At 51.0% G+C, this 18866-nt stretch carries 15 protein-coding genes; 3 read left to right on the plus strand and 12 right to left on the minus strand.

All coding sequences use genetic code 11. The annotated features are described in order from the left end of the window. From HKK55_RS16955 to HKK55_RS16965, 3 genes are read left to right on the plus strand one after another with little or no spacing between them, the layout of a single operon-like run. On the plus strand, positions 1–1071 hold the full coding sequence (locus HKK55_RS16955; RefSeq protein ID WP_169355736.1) for a microcin C ABC transporter permease YejB: 1071 nt from the start codon (positions 1–3) through the stop codon (positions 1069–1071). Continuing rightward, the gene (locus tag HKK55_RS16960) at positions 1071–2093 is read left to right on the plus strand and encodes an ABC transporter permease (RefSeq protein ID WP_169355737.1); all 1023 of its coding nucleotides are present in this window, start codon (positions 1071–1073) and stop codon (positions 2091–2093) included. The genes HKK55_RS16955 and HKK55_RS16960 overlap by 1 nt, the downstream gene beginning before the upstream one ends. Before the next feature lies 1 nt (position 2094). Next, entirely contained in the window at positions 2095–3687 is a 1593-nt protein-coding gene (locus HKK55_RS16965; RefSeq protein ID WP_169355738.1) for an ABC transporter ATP-binding protein, read from the plus strand. Between the two features lie 185 nt (positions 3688–3872). Here HKK55_RS16965 and HKK55_RS16970 read toward each other — a convergent pair whose 3' ends face one another. The 12 genes from HKK55_RS16970 to HKK55_RS17025 all read right to left on the minus strand — a co-directional run bounded on the left by HKK55_RS16970 (position 3873) and on the right by HKK55_RS17025 (position 18548). Continuing rightward, a complete protein-coding gene (locus HKK55_RS16970) occupies positions 3873–6239 on the minus strand; it encodes a DUF3772 domain-containing protein (RefSeq protein WP_169357889.1) in 2367 nt (788 codons plus the stop codon). 179 nt (positions 6240–6418) lie between these two features. Further along, the gene (locus HKK55_RS16975) at positions 6419–7357 is read right to left on the minus strand and encodes an alpha/beta hydrolase (RefSeq protein WP_169355739.1); all 939 of its coding nucleotides are present in this window, start codon (positions 7355–7357) and stop codon (positions 6419–6421) included. A 58-nt stretch (positions 7358–7415) separates the two neighbouring features. Next, a complete protein-coding gene (locus tag HKK55_RS16980) occupies positions 7416–8594 on the minus strand; it encodes an acetyl-CoA C-acyltransferase (RefSeq protein WP_169355740.1) in 1179 nt (392 codons plus the stop codon). A gap of 17 nt (positions 8595–8611) precedes the next feature. Beyond that, the gene (locus HKK55_RS16985) at positions 8612–9493 is read right to left on the minus strand and encodes an SDR family NAD(P)-dependent oxidoreductase (protein WP_169355741.1); all 882 of its coding nucleotides are present in this window, start codon (positions 9491–9493) and stop codon (positions 8612–8614) included. Between the two features lie 5 nt (positions 9494–9498). Continuing rightward, positions 9499–11037 carry a class I adenylate-forming enzyme family protein gene (locus HKK55_RS16990; protein WP_169355742.1) on the minus strand — a complete coding sequence of 513 codons (1539 nt, stop codon included), beginning with the start codon at positions 11035–11037 and terminating at the stop codon, positions 9499–9501. Positions 11038–11218: 181 nt separating this feature from the next. Then, a complete protein-coding gene (locus tag HKK55_RS16995) occupies positions 11219–12193 on the minus strand; it encodes a LysR family transcriptional regulator (protein WP_169355743.1) in 975 nt (324 codons plus the stop codon). 225 nt (positions 12194–12418) lie between these two features. After that, complete coding sequence (locus HKK55_RS17000) at positions 12419–14260, minus strand: SMP-30/gluconolactonase/LRE family protein (protein ID WP_169355744.1); 1842 nt, start codon at positions 14258–14260, stop codon at positions 12419–12421. Positions 14261–14402: 142 nt separating this feature from the next. Further along, a complete protein-coding gene (locus HKK55_RS17005; protein WP_169355745.1) occupies positions 14403–14993 on the minus strand; it encodes a membrane integrity-associated transporter subunit PqiC in 591 nt (196 codons plus the stop codon). Between the two features lie 5 nt (positions 14994–14998). Beyond that, the gene (locus tag HKK55_RS17010; protein WP_169355746.1) at positions 14999–16663 is read right to left on the minus strand and encodes an intermembrane transport protein PqiB; all 1665 of its coding nucleotides are present in this window, start codon (positions 16661–16663) and stop codon (positions 14999–15001) included. Then, positions 16656–17243 carry a paraquat-inducible protein A gene (locus HKK55_RS17015; protein ID WP_169357890.1) on the minus strand — a complete coding sequence of 196 codons (588 nt, stop codon included), beginning with the start codon at positions 17241–17243 and terminating at the stop codon, positions 16656–16658. Before HKK55_RS17015 ends, HKK55_RS17010 begins: the two co-directional genes overlap by 8 nt. Before the next feature lie 23 nt (positions 17244–17266). Continuing rightward, positions 17267–17875, minus strand: a complete 609-nt coding sequence (locus HKK55_RS17020; protein WP_169355747.1) for a paraquat-inducible protein A — start codon at positions 17873–17875, stop codon at positions 17267–17269. Between the two features lie 100 nt (positions 17876–17975). After that, entirely contained in the window at positions 17976–18548 is a 573-nt protein-coding gene (locus HKK55_RS17025) for a hypothetical protein (protein ID WP_169355748.1), read from the minus strand. Between the last annotated feature and the right edge of the window lie 318 nt (positions 18549–18866).

Below are 18866 nucleotides of genomic sequence, written 5' to 3' on the forward strand. Positions count from 1 at the left end.
ATGTGGCATTACACCAGTCGACGTTTACTCCTGATTATCCCCACCCTGCTGTGCATCCTGGTGGTGAACTTCCTGATCGTGCAGGCCGCCCCCGGTGGCCCGGTGGATCAGGCCATTGCACGCTTGCAGGGTTTCAGCGGGGCGTCCGTGGGGGGGGGCGGCGGTGAAATGTCCGCCGCCAACGCTGGCGCCAGCCGCAGCAGTCGCGGCCTGGACCCGGCGCTGATCGAAGAGATCACCAAGCATTACGGCTTCGACAAACCCATGCATGAGCGCTTGTGGCTGATGCTCAAGAACTATGCGCAGCTGGATTTCGGCAGCAGTTTCTTTCGCGGCTCCAAGGTCACCGACCTGATCCTGCAAAAGCTGCCGGTGACGATTTCCCTGGGGTTGTGGGCCACCCTGATCACCTACCTGGTGTCGATCCCGCTGGGCATTCGCAAGGCGATCCACAACGGCAGCACCTTCGATATGTGGACCAGCACCGCCATCATCATCGGCTATGCCATGCCGGCGTTTCTGTTTGCCATTTTGCTGATTGTGGTACTCGCCGGTGGCAGTTATGTGAGTTGGTTCCCGATCCAGGGGCTGATCTCGGATGACTTCGCCAGCCTGGGCTTTTTCGGCAAGATCGGCGACTACCTGTGGCACATGGTGCTACCGGTCAGCGCCCTGGTGATCGGCGGTTTTGCCACCCTGACCATTCTCACTAAAAACAGCTTCCTCAACGAAATAAGCCGCCAGTACGTAGTGACGGCGCGGGCCAAAGGCCTCACCGAACAGCGGGTGTTGTACGGCCATGTGCTACGCAACGCGATGTTGCTGGTGGTGGCCGGGATTCCCCAGACGCTGATCGAGGTGTTCTTTGCCGGCTCCCTGCTGATCGAGACCATCTTCAACCTCGACGGCATCGGGCGCATGAGCTACGAAGCGGCGGTGTCGCGGGACTACCCGGTGGTGTTCGGCACGCTGTTTCTATTCACCCTGTTCGGCCTGCTGATCAAGCTGATCGGCGACCTCTGCTACACCCTGCTCGACCCCCGTATCGACTTCTCGGCGAGGACTGCCTGATGTTTACCCTGTCTCCCCTGGGCCGTCGACGCCTTGCCCACTTCCGGGCCAACCGCCGTGGCTGGTGGTCGTTGTGGTTGTTTGTCGGCCTGTTCGTGCTGTGCCTGGGCGGTGAACTGATCGCCAATGACAAGCCCCTGGCGATTCACTACAAAGACCATTGGTACTTTCCGATAGTAGCCGAATACACCGAGACCGACTTTAGCGGCGAACTGCCCTTTGAACCCGACTACAGCAGCGACTACGTGCGCCAACTGATCACCGGCCAAGGCGGCTGGATGCTCTTTGCGCCCATCCCGTTCAGCTACGACACGATCAACTACGACCTGGCTGAACCTGCGCCCAGCCCACCTACCTCCCAGAACTGGCTGGGCACTGACGAGCAAGCACGGGACGTGTTGGCACGGGTGATTTTCGGCGCACGGATTTCGATCCTGTTTGCCTTGATCCTCACCGCCTTCAGCGCCCTGGTGGGGATTACCGCCGGGGCCTTGCAGGGCTTTTACGGCGGGCTGGTGGACCTGATCGGCCAGCGCGTGCAAGAGGTGTGGGCCGGGCTGCCGGTGCTGTACCTGTTGATCATTCTGTCGGGGTTTGTAGCGCCGAGTTTCTGGTGGTTGCTGGGCATCATGGCGCTGTTCAGCTGGCTGGCGCTGGTGGACGTGGTGCGTGCCGAGTTCCTGCGCGGGCGCAGCCTGGAATACGTCAAGGCCGCAAGGGCACTGGGCCTCACCAACGGCGCCCTGATGCGCCGGCACATCCTGCCCAACGCCATGACCTCGACCCTGACGTACCTGCCCTTCATCTTGACCGGAGCGATTTCCACCCTCACCGCCCTGGACTTCCTCGGCTTCGGCATGCCACCGGGCACCGCCTCGCTGGGCGAGTTGATCGGCCAGGCCAAGCGCAACCTACAAGCACCGTGGCTGGGCCTGACGGCGTTCTGCGCCCTGGCGTTGATTTTGTCGTTGCTGGTGTTTATCGGCGAAGCCTGCCGTGATGCTTTTGATCCCCGGAGTTGAAATGACCAACACACTGATAGAAATACGCGACCTGCGCGTGAGCTTTGCCGGTAAGGAAGTGGTGCACGGGGTCAACCTGGATGTTCGCCGTGGCGAGTGCCTGGCCCTAGTCGGCGAGTCGGGCTCGGGCAAGTCTGTGACCGCGCACTCGATCCTGCGCCTGCTGCCCGGTAAGGACGTGCAGACCCAAGGCAGTATCCGCTACGACGGCATCGACCTAGTCAACGCCAGTGAAAGCCAATTGCGCAGCCTGCGCGGCAACCGCATCGCGATGATCTTTCAAGAACCGATGACCTCTCTCAACCCACTGCACACCGTGCAAAAGCAAATCAGCGAAGTACTGATCATCCACAAAGGCCTGAAAAAACGTGCCGCCCACGAGCGCACCCTGGAATTGCTCAAGCTGGTAGGCATTCGTGAACCGCACAAACGCCTGAACGCCTACCCCCATCAACTCTCCGGTGGCCAGCGACAACGGGTGATGATCGCCATGGCCCTGGCCAACGAACCAGAACTGCTGATCGCCGATGAACCAACCACGGCGCTGGATGTGACGGTGCAGCAAAAAATCCTCGAACTGCTGATAGAACTGCAACAACGCCTGGGCATGTCTCTGCTGCTGATCAGCCACGACCTCAACCTGGTGCGCAAAATCGCCCAGCATGTGTGCGTGATGCGTAACGGCGAGATCGTCGAGCGAGCCAGTTGCGAAGCGCTGTTCAGCGCACCGCAACACCCTTACAGCCGTAAACTGATCGACGCCGAGCCTAACGGTTGCCCAGTGCCCTGCGACTATCATCACACCCTGCTGGAAGTCGATAACCTAAAGGTCTGGTTTCCCTTGCCAACACCGCTGTTCAGCCGCGAGCGGCACTTCATCAAGGCCGTGGACGGGGTCAGCTTCGAGCTGAAAAAAGGCAAGACCCTGGGCATTGTCGGCGAGTCCGGTTCGGGCAAATCGACCCTTGGCCAAGCAATTTTGCGGCTGGTGGACTCCGAAGGTGAGATTCGCTTTGGCAACAAACACCTCAGCCTGCTCAATCAAAACCTTCTTCGCCCGCTGCGGCGACAAATGCAGGTGGTCTTTCAGGACCCGTTTGGCAGCTTGAGCCCGCGCATGTCGGTGCAGCAGATCATCGCCGAAGGGTTGCGGGCCCATCGTATCGGCACAGCGCAAGAGTGTGAGGACGCGGTGATTCGCGTGTTACAAGAAGTAGGGCTGGACCCGCAAAGCCGCCACCGTTACCCGCATGAGTTCTCCGGCGGCCAGCGCCAGCGCATCTCCATTGCTCGCGCGTTGATCATGGAGCCGGCGTTGATCCTGCTGGATGAACCCACCTCGGCACTCGACCGCACCGTGCAGAAACAAGTGGTCGACTTGCTGCGCGAATTGCAAGCCCGGCACGGGCTCACCTACCTTTTTATCAGCCACGACCTGGCAGTGGTCCACGCCCTGGCCCACGACATAATTGTGATCAAGGACGGCAAAGTGGTGGAGCAAGGTGCGGCGCAGTCGATATTCGACAATCCACAACACTCCTACACGCAGGAGCTGCTGCAAGCGAGCAGCCTAAAGTTAAGGCGAAACGCTTAGTCAGCGTTGTCAGTACTGAATACCCATTTGGATTTTCGCTCGAAGAGGACACAGCTCAGCGTGCTGATCATAGTCTTGCTGCCGCCCTTCCTTAAATTTGCTCACGCATAGAGGGTATGCCTCGACACGCCAGGATAGGCAGCTACACCAGCGGCGACAACTATCCTGACACCGGGGGGTACTCCTCACTGAGGTTGCGCCAAAGCTTCAGGCGTCAATTGACGAACGTCTCCCTGGACCAGCACCATACTTTGGGGTGAAGACAATCCAATACCCATATCTTGAAGACGGGCAAGTAGGTTGAACAGTAAATCGCTGCGGGTAGCGGACACCGAACGCGGGCTATTAACGTAGCCACTGACTCCGATAATAAGACCCTCTTTGGCCAGATCCTTGAACGTGACGGAAGGCGCTGGGGTGTCAAGAATCACCTCGTGCTCGGTAAAGGTTTGCATGAACAGCTCGCGAACTTTCAATACATCGGTGTCTAGCGGTAAGGTCAGGGTGATACCGACTACACCTAGAGCATTACCCATAGTTACATTGCGCACGTTTTGCGAAATAAACTGCGAGTTCGGTACGATCACCGTCGAACGATCGGACATCTGAATCTCGGTAGCTCGCACATTGATTCGGCGAATATCCCCTTCAACCCCCGCCAGACTGACCCAATCGCCAACCTTAACGGGTCGCTCGGTTAACAGAATCAACCCCGAAATGAAGTTTTGCACAATCGCCTGCAAGCCAAAGCCAATACCCACCGATAACGCACTGACCACCCAGGTCAGGCTCGTTAGATTGATTTGGAGGGTGGACATCACCAATAGCGCCAACAAGACAAAGCCGATGTACCCCACCAGTGTCACCAGCGATGAACGCATGCCGGCGTCCATGTTGGTCTCCGGCAGTAACCTCTCACTCAGCCAGCGTTTCAACGTCTGCACAGCAAATAAACCAGCAACGATGGTCACCAGCGCAACAAGGATATCTCGCGGGATAATGTGCAAATTACCCAGCGCTTTACTCGTCTCCTCCAATTGGCTGACGCTCTGGAGCATGTCACTTGGGCTGGCTCCAGCGGGTAGCAGTGCAGCCATGATGGCAGTGAGCAGCAACACGGTACGGCCGACACCAGCAAGCACAGTGCTAGCCTGGGCTTGATGCCGCTGCGATAGGCCGAGCGCGCCGGCTAGCGCCAGTCCACTAGGCTGCTTAGGTGAGAGAAGCATTTCGCAAATGTCGCTAAAAAAGGCCATGAGTATAAAAGCCGTGCCCGCCACAACACTGATCCACAGCAGTTTGATCGTAAGGAAGTACGCCAGCGATAGGTACCCTGTCAGTAACGTCAGGACAATAGCGACGATCCAAACGCAAGTAACAAAAGGCAAAATACTTGCCAGCCCGCTATGGGGTTTCAACTTGTGCGTTTTGCGTACATAACGTAAACGCAGGAGCGCAGCGGCGAAGATCAACGCCGTGCTGAGCGCCGTCAAGCCATTGAGCGCTACAGTCAACGCCAAACTGGTGCCCGTGACATTGTTTATTCGTTCTTCGGTGGCCATGACCATAAGCGCCGCCGCGAGAGTCGCTGGAAACGGCCCTAGAGCAGAGGCTATCTCATCCGGAATGGCCGCCAGTCGCCAAGAAGGTCGCGGCAACATCAGCAAGGCGCGCCCCAAGCCCGCAATAAACGCGCAGAAGGTTGCCACCGTAACGAGGCTGTCCAACAAACGGGCTAACGTGTCGCCTAAAACGACATTGCTTTCCACTCCCCAATGCACCAGTGAGACGGCCCCCATTACAGTCAGGATGGACGACAAACCAATAGCCAACGCGAGTGTACTGCGCCGCAGTCGTCCCTCGGGCAACCACCTGATCATCGCCCAGGTAAGCACATGTTCAAGCAAACGTCTGCCTACGCTCCAGATGACTACAGCCGCTAGTAGAACGCCGAACAAGGCCCAGCGGCGCTCAGCAATAACGGCACTCTGCAGGGCTATAAGGGTCTGATCCTTCAAACTATCGAGCCGCTTGAGATCTTCATCCGTGGGACGAATCAAGATTGACCAAAACGAAGGGCTAAGAGGCGAATTTGCACGCGAGGTGACCTGGGAATTGAACAAATTGCGTCGCAAGTTGACGATCTGTTCAGCGAGTTCCCTGCTCATCTGACCCAGTTGTTTGGCCTCGCGCCCATTACCTAGCAAACTATTCTTTCGCTGGGTTAAGGCATCACGCTGGACCTTAATACTAGGCGCTTCCTCAGGCTGCGCTTCGCCCAGCACTTTCAGTTGATCATCAAGCCGTTCGATTTCGACAGAAAGTACCTTAAACAGCGTTTCGGCCTTTTCCTGCACCTGTATAGCGCCTCGTCGAAACTCCGCAAGGGTTTCGTCGCTGGTACTGAGGGGTACGCTCTGACGGATGAGGTCAAGCTGTTGTCCAAGATCCGTCAAATCAGCGTCTTCTGGCAGGGAAGACGGCCCGGTTAAACCCATAATAGGCCTTACAGTATCGGGCTCACCCGCCCAGGCTGATACGTTAACTACCATGGCGATAATCAATAACGCATGACAGAGCTTTTTTTTAAGGATTAGTCGAATCAAATCGCCTCCTCCGCAGTGAAGGCACAATAGCCAATGCTAAGTAAACATAGACTACGACAGTGCCATCACATACGAAGATTAAACCATCTCAATTCCATCAGAAATTTAGATGGAGGTATGTTTGTTTATAACTGAACGCCGCGCATTGTTTTAACGGAAGCTGCGATGCTCTGAAACGCGTGTTTTGCTTCTCGTGTAAAGGTAGCGGCCACGAAAACATGAAAAGCACCGGGGTACTCTTCATACACTAATTCCACACCGGCAAAAGTCGCTTTTGCAGAAAACGTCCGTGCATCAATCACAAATATATCGTGATCCCCCTGAAACAGGCTAATGGGCGGCAACCCTGAAAGATGCGCATATAAAGGACTCATATGCGCAGAGGATGGATCTTCAGACCCTGCCCACCATTTACCGCACTCTCGCAATGCATCGACCCTCAACATAATATCCTTATCCTCTAACGCATAAACGCGCTCGTCCCTTAGACCAAGATCCAGCCAAGGCGAAAATAGGATAAGTCTGTCAGGCAATGCAAGCCCAGCATCACGCCGTCTTATGGCAAGCGTTAACGCAAAATTTCCACCCGCACTATCGCCCGCGACAATAATGCGCTCGCCAGGCCATTTCGCTAACACTCTCTCATAAACATTATCAATTAACGATGTTCCCCTACGAGCGTCATTTTCGGGCGCAAGGGCATAAAACGGCACGGTAACACTGAATCCAGTAACATCAATGAGCGCCGCTATAATATCCCAATGAGATTTTCTCAATGGATATATATACGCACCTCCGTGCAAGTAGATAATACGCCCGCTCCTGACATGCGAGTACTTGGGCGTGAGCGTAAGCACTTTTTGCCCGTCAAACTCCCACTCGTCCACAACGCACGTTGAACGTAGCTGTGAGGGTATTTCCGCGGCACTCGGATACTGGCGATTCGCAACGAGCCCAGAAACACTGCCCGAATCGCGAATGACTTTCCATTTCCAGCCTAAAAAAATGCGCGCAAAGTAAAGGAAAAGACTTACTCGTTTAAGCTTATTATTTTGCTTCAGCATATAAACCCCAAACAAAACAACCTGCGATAGCGCCCTATATACACGCCATACGCAACTGCTAAAAAATCTCGAACAAACCAGCCGCTCCCATGCCACCGCCAATACACATTGTAACTACCGCGTATTTAACACCACGACGATGCCCTTCAATCAATGCATGGCCGGTCATTCTTGCGCCCGACATTCCGTACGGATGGCCAATTGAAATAGCGCCTCCATTAACATTAAGTTTATCTGCCGGAATACCTAGTCTTTCGCGGCAATACAACACTTGTACTGCGAATGCTTCATTAAGCTCCCACAAGCCGATGTCATCCATCTTCAAACCGTTGAGGCTCAATAGCTTTGGTATGGCAAAAACGGGCCCTATTCCCATCTCATCGGGTTCCAACCCAGCGACTGCCATTCCCACATAACGCCCCAACGGCTGTAGGCCTCTGCGCTCAGCCTCGAGTCTCTCCATCAGTACAAGTGCGCTAGCCCCGTCCGAGAGCTGGCTTGCATTTCCGGCAGTAACGTTCTTCCCCGGTCCGCTAACAGGGTAGAGCCCCTGGAGACTTTCCAACGTAGTGTTGGGTCGATTGCCTTCGTCTCTCTGAAGAAAGACTTCCTTGTAGGACACATCGCCCGTCTCAATGTCTCGGTACGCCATCATGGAGGTGAAGGGCACAATCTCGTCGTCAAATAAATTACTTTTCTGAGCTGCCGAAGTCCGTATTTGCGATAGAAGAGCGTACTCATCGCATTCATCTCTGCTAATACCATACCGCCTGGCAACGATATCCGCAGTCTCGACCATCTGCATGTACACGGTCTTTTTTATCGCAAAAAGCTCCATATCTGGTTCTATTCGCAGATGTTCATTTTGTACCATGGAGATGGACTCGACACCGCCGGCAACTGCTATCGTAACTCCGTCAACAATAATCTGTTTTGCAGCAGTCGCGATCGCCATAAGGCCAGAACCACACTGACGATCAATAGACATTCCGGAAACTTGAACTGGCAAACCTGCCCTGAGGGAAGCAAGACGACCAATATTCAAGCCTGAAACGCCCTGTTGCAATGAACATCCCATAATGACGTCTTCTACTTCCCCACCCTCAATACCGGCTCTTAACACAGCGTGCTTGATCGCATGCCCTGCCAAGGTCGCAGAAGGCGTTGCGTTGAAAGCGCCTCGATAGGCCTTACCGATTGGAGTTCGAGCGGTCGACACAATGACGGCTTCGCGCATAAAAATTATCCTTTTCTTCACACAATTCTTGGGCGGAATGCCGCAATTAGCTCTTGCTGCGACTGCTCTAAACCTGACTCCGGGACGAACTGGTTTTCGCGATCACCGATCTCGGCCCAATTGGCGATTACCCCATCAGCTGCGTCTTCGGAGTTACCTACGTAAACACCCGGTGTCAGTGTTATATAGGCGCGGGCGACATTGCCTCCACCCGCACATACGATTGTTTTAGTAGGCGCATTATTGTGTACGAGAGAGAGAAGAACGGCGCTGACCGCCTCCGGCTTGAGCACGCGCTTTGCTTGCGGACCTAGAAGGCCGTCGGTCATTGATGTCAAAGCGGTAGGAGCGAGACAGTTGACTAGAATATTGTTCTTTACACCCTCCAGGGCCAGAGTTTGCATCAAACCCACCAGCGCCATTTTCGCTGCACCATAATTGGCTTGACCAAAGTTCCCGTACAGTCCGGAAGACGACGTTGTAAATACGATGCGTCCATAGTTCTGCTTACGCATCACATCCCATACCGCTTTTGTACAAACAACACTTCCCATTAAATGAACATCAAGAACAGTCTTGAAGTCATCCAACGTCATTTTTGAAAACGAACGGTCACGCAAAATGCCCGCATTGCAAATTAAAATATCAATGCTGCCCCATCGTTCCACCGTGAGTGAAACCATCTCGGCGATCTTCGCCTCATCGGTGACCGAGCCTAAGAAAGCGATAGCGTCGCCACCTTTCGCGTTAATTTCATCGGCAACTATTTGAGCCGCAACTCCCACATCATTTACAATGACCCGAGCGCCCTGATGAGCCAAGAAATGGGCATGAGCACGGCCCAAACCTGCTCCAGCGCCAGTAACGATAGCAACGCGACCTTTCAACTCTGCACTCATTAAAATCAAACTCCTTTGCTTGAAATCACACGCGCTGTATAGCGCTCGCGTAACGCACGTTTGAGTACTTTACCTATCGGACTGATCGGCAGTTCATCGATAACCTCCCCTCCAGACAGGCGCTGTGTTTTACCTACTTTCGCGTTAACCCACTCGATAAGACTCAACGAATCAATCACTGTGTTTTTTAGAACAAAAAAAGCAAATGGCGTTTCTCCCCAAACATCACTAGGTACACCAATAACAGCGCAGTCCTCGACAGCTGGGTGTTGCCGAATTATTGATTCGATGTCGGGTGGATAAATGTTAAACCCACCACTTATAATCATATCCTTGGAGCGCCCGTGGAGCGTTAAAAACCCGTCCTCATCAAATCGACCCAGGTCTCCATGACGAATAAATATATCCCCGTGAGAGTCGGTCCATAAAGCAGCTTCAGTGATGTCTGCACGACCGTGATAACCTTGCATCATAATATTAGATCGGCCAACGACCTCTCCAACCACTCCCTTCGCGCACTCTTTTCCATTCTCGTCGATAACACGGATATCATGTCCAGGCGCTGGCCGTCCGACCGTATGAAGCTTCTCCGGAAACTCATTAGCAAATAGAAGACAGGCGCCGCCGCCCTCGGTCATGCCATAAATTTCCATCAGGACGCCAGGCCAGCGACTGACAACATCTCTTTTTAGCTCTGCCGAAAAAGGTGCACTCGTGCAGGACTTGAAACGGAAACTGTCGAGATTGAAGTTACCAAAGTCAGTTAAGTTCATGATTCTTTGGTATTGGATGGGCACTAGCATCGTATGCGTTGCACACGTTCGCTCGGCCTCTTTTAGAAACGTCCTTGCGTCAAACTTTTCCATGAGCACTACCGTACCACCGTACGCCAGGGTCGGTAGCAAGCTAACAAGGGTTGTATTTGAATACAAAGGTGTAGCGACCAACGTCACCGCGTCGCAAAACTCTGCAATGGCGTAACCTGCAATTTGGCGCCAGCGCATACCGTGGGTTTGAACGATTCCTTTGGGAACACCCGTGGTGCCCGATGAATAAATTATATTAAAAGCATCACTGGATTTAACGTTTGGCGCTACATAATCCAAATTTTCGGGCCAGGTATTAATCCAATCTTCCAGCAATTCCAACTCAACGACTTGCGCCCCCTTTAAGGAAAGTCTATTTTTCGAAAATGAGTCGATAAAGACAAGAGGTGCAGCACAATCGCCAATCATTGCTTCGATCTGCTCAGCACTACCTGACGGCGCGATCGGAGCTACAACACAACCCGCAGTCACGACGCCCAAAAAAACCAGTAGCGACGAAACATTTGTATTTGAGACTACTGCAATAACGCTTCCGCGGGCTATTTTAGCCTGCTCAAGAGCGGATGCGATTTTCAGTACGGTGTCATGTAATTGTTCATAGTCAATTTCTTCCTGCCCCGAAATGATTGCTTTTTTGGACGGACACTTACTTGCGTGCAATTCAATCAATTCGGACAACCGAACAAACGCGCGAGATGAAATATTCATAGTGGTCATAGTGATTATCCTTTTTATGCAGGATCTACTATCACCTTTAAGATAACGCACGAAAAGACGTCATACAGAAACGAAGCGTTTCAAAAATGAAACGATAGAGCAATGCACGCGCAGAACTAAAACCAGCGCTGAATGGCCTATCAAAAAAAATAACACGAAACTTGATAAGCACTTTAAAATATCAAGTGCGCTGCTTTAAATAATGTTCGATTACTCGACCAGCGCGTTTTTTTTGGTCGGCAATTACATCCTCAACAAACCCTAGAAAAACTTGCAACTTTGGCACCATTGAAACCCGATCAGTGTATAGCGCATAGAGCGCTGGACAGCTTGAGATCCTGTAATCAGGCAAGATATGGACAAAATCACCACTAAGAATACCGCCTATCATTGACGCTATTGGCAATGGTGCAATAACTTGTCCGTTTTTTACCAACTCCAAAATTTGATGGTGGTCTGTTGATGCAAACCTTTTCCATGTTGGCAATACATATTTCTTATCACCCCGAATGAGTTCAAGCTTAGGCACATAGGCGGGTAACCGCCCAGGATTAGTTGAATCAACGTCTAGATAGTAATTACCTATTACCGCGTGTTCAGACAATTCTTCTGGTGAAACCGGCATGCCCTTGCTCGAAGCATACTGCTTGCTGGCCACCAGTATAGTTTGTATCTCTGTCATTTTTCGTGCAACTAAACGCGAATCGGACAACCATCCCGAGTGCAGCACAACATCAAGGGATGTTGCTTCCGGCATTAACCGCTCCCCCACATTTATACGAAGATCGATATCAGGATACCTCTCCAGAAAGTTATGTAGATAGGGCGTTAATATGATCCGAGCGAGATCACTCGGACAACCGACTCTAAGAGTTCCCATGGGTTCACCGCGATAGGCGGCAATTTCAGAACCTACATCAGCGATCTCTTCACGTATCCTGCAGCATCGAGCATACATTATCTTTCCCGCTTCAGTTAATTGGCTTTTGCGAGCCGTTCTTTCAATCAGCTTAACTTTAAAAACTGATTCTAGATTCGAAACTGCACGACTAACGGTAGCCTTGGGCAGCCCCAAAGCCCTCGCGGCACCTGAAATTGACTCGACATCACCGACCGTTGCAAAAATTACAAATCCATCTTGCTTATCTGAAGTCATGCTGACACCCTCATTGCAAAAACTCGCGTAATGCGTCATACCAAGACTGCCTCTCGATAAGTCTAGCCGATTCAATGAGCAACGCACATCCACTCAACCCTATAAATTCTACCTACACCCCCAACAGAATTCACACTTCAAAATAGCCAATAAATAATGTTAAGCCAGAAAAAGTATATACACCCTCATGAACTGCATTTATCTTTTTTACTTGCCGAATTAGTCTTAAGCATCCAATTCCAGATCGATCTCCAACAACGACCTTTCATTAGATGCGACAGTCCCTAGGTACAGTCGCCCATTTAGCTCCGCAACACCCGTTACCTCGCTATAGCTTAAGTCAGAACTTTGCAAATCTTCGAGCAATCGTCCATCTTGATCAAAGCACATCACCCACGCTGTGTGCGCGGGTTTAGGTTGGATTTTTTGAGGCATTGCCCAGATAATTTTACGAAGTAGCACTGAAGAATTTGCAAATGAATCCAGCGCGGCTATGCGTGGGCTAACCATGGCTACCCAAAAACGCCCGTTCTTTATACGGGACATGTTATCAGGTAGCCCTGGGAGATTATCAGCCAACACTTCACAATCGCCCTCGCGTTCGCCTTGCACCCAAAGGCGGCTTAGCCTGTAAGCGGCAGTTTCAACGAACAGCACCGCACTCTCATCATCATTCAAACTGAGCCCGTTCGGAAAATAGAGCCCCGATAACACAACGGTAACTTCACCATTTGGATCACGACGTAACAGGCGTCCTGATGGTCTATGCTCGATGAACGCTCCCGCTGCTTGTTCAAAGTCAAAACGGGAGGTCGACTCGGTGAACCAAATGGTTCCATCTTTAGCAATTGTTGCATTTGAACAAAATCTGAGAGGAAAAGTATTAACAAACTCCACCAAAGGTACCAACACCTGCGTCTGAAAATCGAAAGAAAGCAGGCCCTTGTGTGCATCACAAATTATCAGCCGTCCATCTGCAGTAAGCTCTAAGCCAAGGGGGCGTCCTCCCGTACTGCACAAGGTAACTTCCAATCGCGTTATAGGGTCTACTCTTAGTATCCGACCGTCGGCCACTCCGCAAATAAGTCGACCTTGAGTATCAACAATGACGTCCTCAGGAGTAGACCCGGATATGGGTAATTTTAAAGCCTTTGGAATTTTCCGCTCGGACGATGATTTCGCAGCTCGCTCAGTGGGTGGAGCAATAGTCCGCTTCAGTGGCTCAATCGTGGCTTTCGGCGCAGGTGCAAGTTGCGGAAGTGTCGGACGGCCTTCTCGGCAATAAGTATAAGTGTTCTCGACCTCATAGGCATGAATAGCACTGCAGAACCAAGCTTGTTTGGAAGGAAAATCACCATCTGTTACGCGGTCCAGGGCTTGCAGCATGTCGGCCTTAGAGCGACTTCCTATGATCACTGCCGCATGATATTGGTCATCTTCAGGGTTATCATGAGCGACGCCAGGAGAATCCCACTGACTCTGATCCCATTCCAAAAATACTTGGCTACGCAGCTCCAGTATATCCACTGACTGATTTAAAACTGTACAGAGCTCCTGACTGATAAATCGTTCAAACTGCTCACCACTGATACCTATTTTACGCTTGATCAGTGCAACACATCGAAAACCGACGGGCTCGTCATAGCCGCTTTTGAACCATGCCCCCCCTCTAATCGATGTAATATATAAAATCGTACGAGCAAATACATTAACCTCATCACTCAATATTTTTTTACTGTATCGACTGTTGAGAAGTAACGAAACTCTTCCTTTAAGGCGAACTTCCGGCATGCCATCAATTCTTCGAAACAGTGGAATAGTTGTTTCGACACCATCCATATCTGGCCACAGCCCGGTAGACTCGTAAGCAAAGTGGTGTTGCCGATAGTCTGACAGTGCAGGATTACGAGCGACAATTTGCGCATGCCCTTCCCTCCAGTAAGATCGCGCCGCCTCTCGCGGCAAATCAGACCGATACCAGAGAAGGACTGCCAAGTCCATAGCATAAACAGGGCCGTCTGCCTGTCCTGCAGCGCTTTTAGGAACTGTGCTAAAACCTTTCATCATCTCTGCTCCGCTATCTTATTATTGAGATTTGTGGCTAAGCGTTAGCGTAAAGCTAGCCACTGTTTCCTTGTTAGTAAATTTTTTCAGCCCTCTGACCTGCACTATCATCCGTGATCTTTTTTAATATTAGACAGTTTAATATTTACAACGTTGGGCAGGCCCACACCTTTGAAGCCTGTGCTATATCATTGGCTAAGCGGTCAATATTCCTCTGATGCGCTAACACAAGGGTGTCCAATGTCAAGCCTGCTGGCTCCCTAATCACGCTCGCACAGGTAATATCGAAAGGCTTGTTTCCTTCGCCGTGTTTACTCAAACTCCAGACAGCGTCAACTAACGCATAATTCCCCAAGAGTGAATCAAATCGGCGGATATCGAGCTGTACCAAAATAAGTGGTGTGTTGGTCGCTTTGGTAAAGCCTGTAATATTACGCCCCCCCAACTTTAACTCCAGTTGCCCGGCCACTGCGTCATGAAATTCATCGGCCAAAGGCGCACTCCAGCGTGCGCTTTCCAATAACATCAATCCGTCTGCACTCTTGCGCACCACTATTTGCGGTTGATCTACCTGCATCGGCACTCGTACATCCAACATTTCAAACTGAATTGACGGTGAGTTCATTACCTGGCGTTGCTCGGGCGCCGTGGGCATCAGCGTGTAGTATCGTATCGGCGGCGAACCACATGCCGACAAAGCAAGTAAGAAAAATAGGGCTATGGAACGTAGAATCATGTCGGTCATTCCTGATCAATTTTATGAGAACCTGAAGAGGTTGGCTGATAGGCGTCGGGCTTGCCCTCTTTCAAGCGCCCTCGGATCAGAGATTCTGGCTGGCGCCCAAGGAAATCGGTGAGTACGCGAATCGAACGCGCAGTACGCTGTACTTCATACATCGCTTGGCCAAGTTGCCGACGTTGAGGTGAATCTTCGTCTAAACTGTTATTTACAGTTGCTAGGGTTTTTCGAGTCTGCACAAGCGTTTCGTGCATTTCCGGAAGGACCTGGCCGTTGAATGTAACCAGGGTTTTGTTCAACTGCCCCAAGCTGCCATTAAAGTTATTGGCGATCTGATCGATAGGTACCTTGCTAAGCTTGTCAAGGAAGGCTTGCAATTGCTCCTGGGCCTTGTCAAGGCTTCCGGGGATAGTCGGGATAAGCAACGGTTGCGCAGACGCATCAAACACGACAGGCTTCGCGTTTGATACAAAGTTCATTGATATATACAGTTGCCCCGTGAGCAGGTTAGCACTTCGAGCCTGGGCGCGAAGGCCGTGCGCGACCATTTGTGAAATCAGATGAGCGCCTTTGGCATCATCAGCACCTTTCATCTCGATTAACTTATCGTTAGCCTTGCCTAAACGATTGGGATATATAACGACACCGATAATCGTTGGAAAGGATTCTTCCTTGTTGTCGTAATCCAGATCTACCGAAACCACGCGACCAACATTCACTCCCAAAAACTCTACCGGCGAGTTTACCGCAAGACCACGCAAAGACTGATCGAAACGCATCTGTACATAAAACCCTGGGCCATCTGGTCGCGCCAAGGCGGTTTCCATATCATCAAACAAAGTGAATTCAGAGCGCTCGTCAGCGACAGACTTATCATCGCTGTAATTAGGCTCGATAAAGGCGATACCGCCCGCTAAGATTGAAGCCACCGATTGAGTATTTACCTTTAACCCGTTGGCACCAAGGCTGACATCCACCCCGCTAGCATTCCAGAACCTACTGTTTTTACGCACGTACTGATCATTCGGAGCATTGACGAAGATATCAACATCTACGCCTTTTCCTTCGCCGGCAAGATTATATGAAACCACTTGGCCGACCGGTATGTGACGGTAATAGACAGGAGAGCCTATATCCAACGACCCCAGGTCTGCGGAGTGCAGAGTGAAGCGCTTACCCTTCTTTCCGTAAACGATCGCAGGCGGATTTTCCAGGCCAATGAACGTTTCATCCCGGGCTTTAGACTCACCAGGATCGGCGCCGATAAACGCCCCAGACAACAGTGTATCCACACCCGACACGCCACTCGCACCGATACGCGGGCGTACCACCCAAAAGCGCGTGCCACGGGAACTAAACGCATCAGCCGACTGATCCAGTTCAATGTTCGCATCAACGTATGCCCGATCGTCACTTAGAGCAATTGAAACGACCTTGCCAATGACCACGTTCTTGTATTTGACCTGAGTCTTATTGGCCTCTAGCCCCTCCGCGGTGAGAAAGGTCACTACAATTTTTGGGCCAGCTGACATGGCTTTGTGCACCACCATCGACAAGCCGATCAAGCCAGCAATGATAGGCACAAGCCAGACAATGGAAATATTGAAGCGTTGGCTACTCACTTCTGGACTCGAAAGCGTTGAGTTGGAGCGTTGGTGATCAGGCATCTTCTACCTCTGCATCCCAGATAAGCCGGGGATCAAAACTCATGGCTGCTAACATGGTTAGCACCACAACTAAACCAAAAAACAAAATGCCCTCACGGGGTTCGATACTACTGAGCGAACGAAACTGTACGAGGGCCGCTACCAATGCAACGACTAGGACATCAAGCATTGACCAATAACCGATCACCTCAATCAAGCGATAGAGCTTGGAGCGTTCTCGCATAGCCCATCGACTGCGCAGTCGACAAGTCACCAGTAACGTGCCAAGTACCAGAAATTTCAAACATGGCACCAGCACGCTAGCTATGAAAATCAACAGTGCGATATCCCACGATCCGCTGTCCCAAAACTCGACCACCCCGCTCAAGATTGTGTTTTCGCTACCACTACCGAGCATGTCGGTGTACATCATTGGCAGCAAGTTGGCGGGTATGTAAAAAATTAGACCCGCGATAAAAAACGCGGCGGTACGTGCCAGACTGTCGGGTTTTCTGCGGTGCAATATTGAATGGCAGCGCGGACAACGACGAGCGACATCAGCGCAGGCTTTACCGCAGAAATGGCATAATATTAAATTCATATCGCTGGCATTAAAAAACTTTCTCACGGAAGTCCACCTTCAAACTCGCCCCAAAGACGGCGAATGCTCTTGCCGGAAATAGGGATGATCAATAACGTCAGCATCGCCAATGCCCAGAGCCCTAGGCCAGGATGCACATCGAGCAGTCCCCCGAGCTTGATGATTGCTACTAAAATCCCCAGCAAACATACTTCCAGCATGCTCCACGGACGAAGGTATTCAAGCGCGCGCATACAAACGCTAAAACCAGGAGCTGCAACGCCTGCCACGGCAAAGCTCAGCACCCAACACAACAATATGATTTGAAGTAAGGGTGCTAATATGATTGTCAGGCCGGCTACGGCAGCGATCACGCTAATATGGCCTTGGGCCAAGGCATTTATCGACTGCCACAACGTCGCTTCATTACTTAAGCCCTGCACGCTGATTGACATCACTGGAAACGCATTGGCTACACAAAAGACAATCAAGGCGCAGACGGAAAGTGCCAGCATTTGTTGAATGTTCAACCGACCAACCACCTCAAGAACAGTACCGCAACGCAAGCAGTAGGTTTTTTGCCCCTGTTCTAGAAATATGGATGGATAGACGGCATCGCAGTGCTCGCATATTGTCCAGCTCGTTTTGGTCATTGTACCATCGCTCATCATTGCCGAATTTTTAGATAGGGATTTGGACGTACAGAACGCTTGCTCTATCGACGGTTATACAAGCAAATCGCTGGTTGCGGAGCTACGCGCTCAATGACAATCGGCTATTGTTACAAACCGCACACAAAACCTTAATTACACTCAAGCGACCAACCTTAAGAAAGTCCTTACTCTTTTTGATTTTTTTAGTATTGATAAGTTGATCGCCAAGTTTATAAGAGACTGCAGACCGGGCAATCGGGCATTCAACCTCATTCTCATAATAACAATAGGCTTTATCATAATGGCTGAGATCAATCAAATAACCACCACACCTCCGATTACTACAATCAAATCCGTCTAAATACGCAGCACTTAAAAATGAAGCCTCACACCCACGATAGTGATTTTCAAACCGCCCTCCACGGCCTTTTAAAAAGCCCTTATCAATACCATCGCGATCGAAAAAATAAACTTCTTCCTTATATTTTCTACCTTTGAAATCAAGACTTATGAAATTGTTATATCCAGCACTCTCAGGAATAACAAAATCGCTGATTTCTATGTCTTCAGAACCCTGAACTAGATGCTCCTGAGGAACAAAAAAATAAGCTTCCGAAAAATAACCTGCACACATAGCGAATATTGAAAAAAGCCTTAATCCAGCATAGCCCACATTGAAAACCTCTTTAAAATATACGTCGGACTCTATAGACAATCTGACAGTCGACGTCCCAGCGCTTACCCTCAACAAACAATAAGAATTTTTAGTCCCTCTATCAAAAAACACCCAACCACAACAAAACCATAAAACCTAAGTTAAACAACGACTATAGTTGAAGCCCTGCCCCCCTCAAAATCTCTGCCTATCACAATCCCACCGCCGCAGTATATTCCAAACACAACCCGATAAAACACACCTCGATCAGCCAGAAATAGAAACGCAGAGTTTCATAATTGGAACGACGAGGACCTGCTAATTAGTTCCCAGCCG

The sequence above is a fragment of the Pseudomonas sp. ADAK18 genome (assembly GCF_012935695.1).
Taxonomy (GTDB): domain Bacteria; phylum Pseudomonadota; class Gammaproteobacteria; order Pseudomonadales; family Pseudomonadaceae; genus Aquipseudomonas.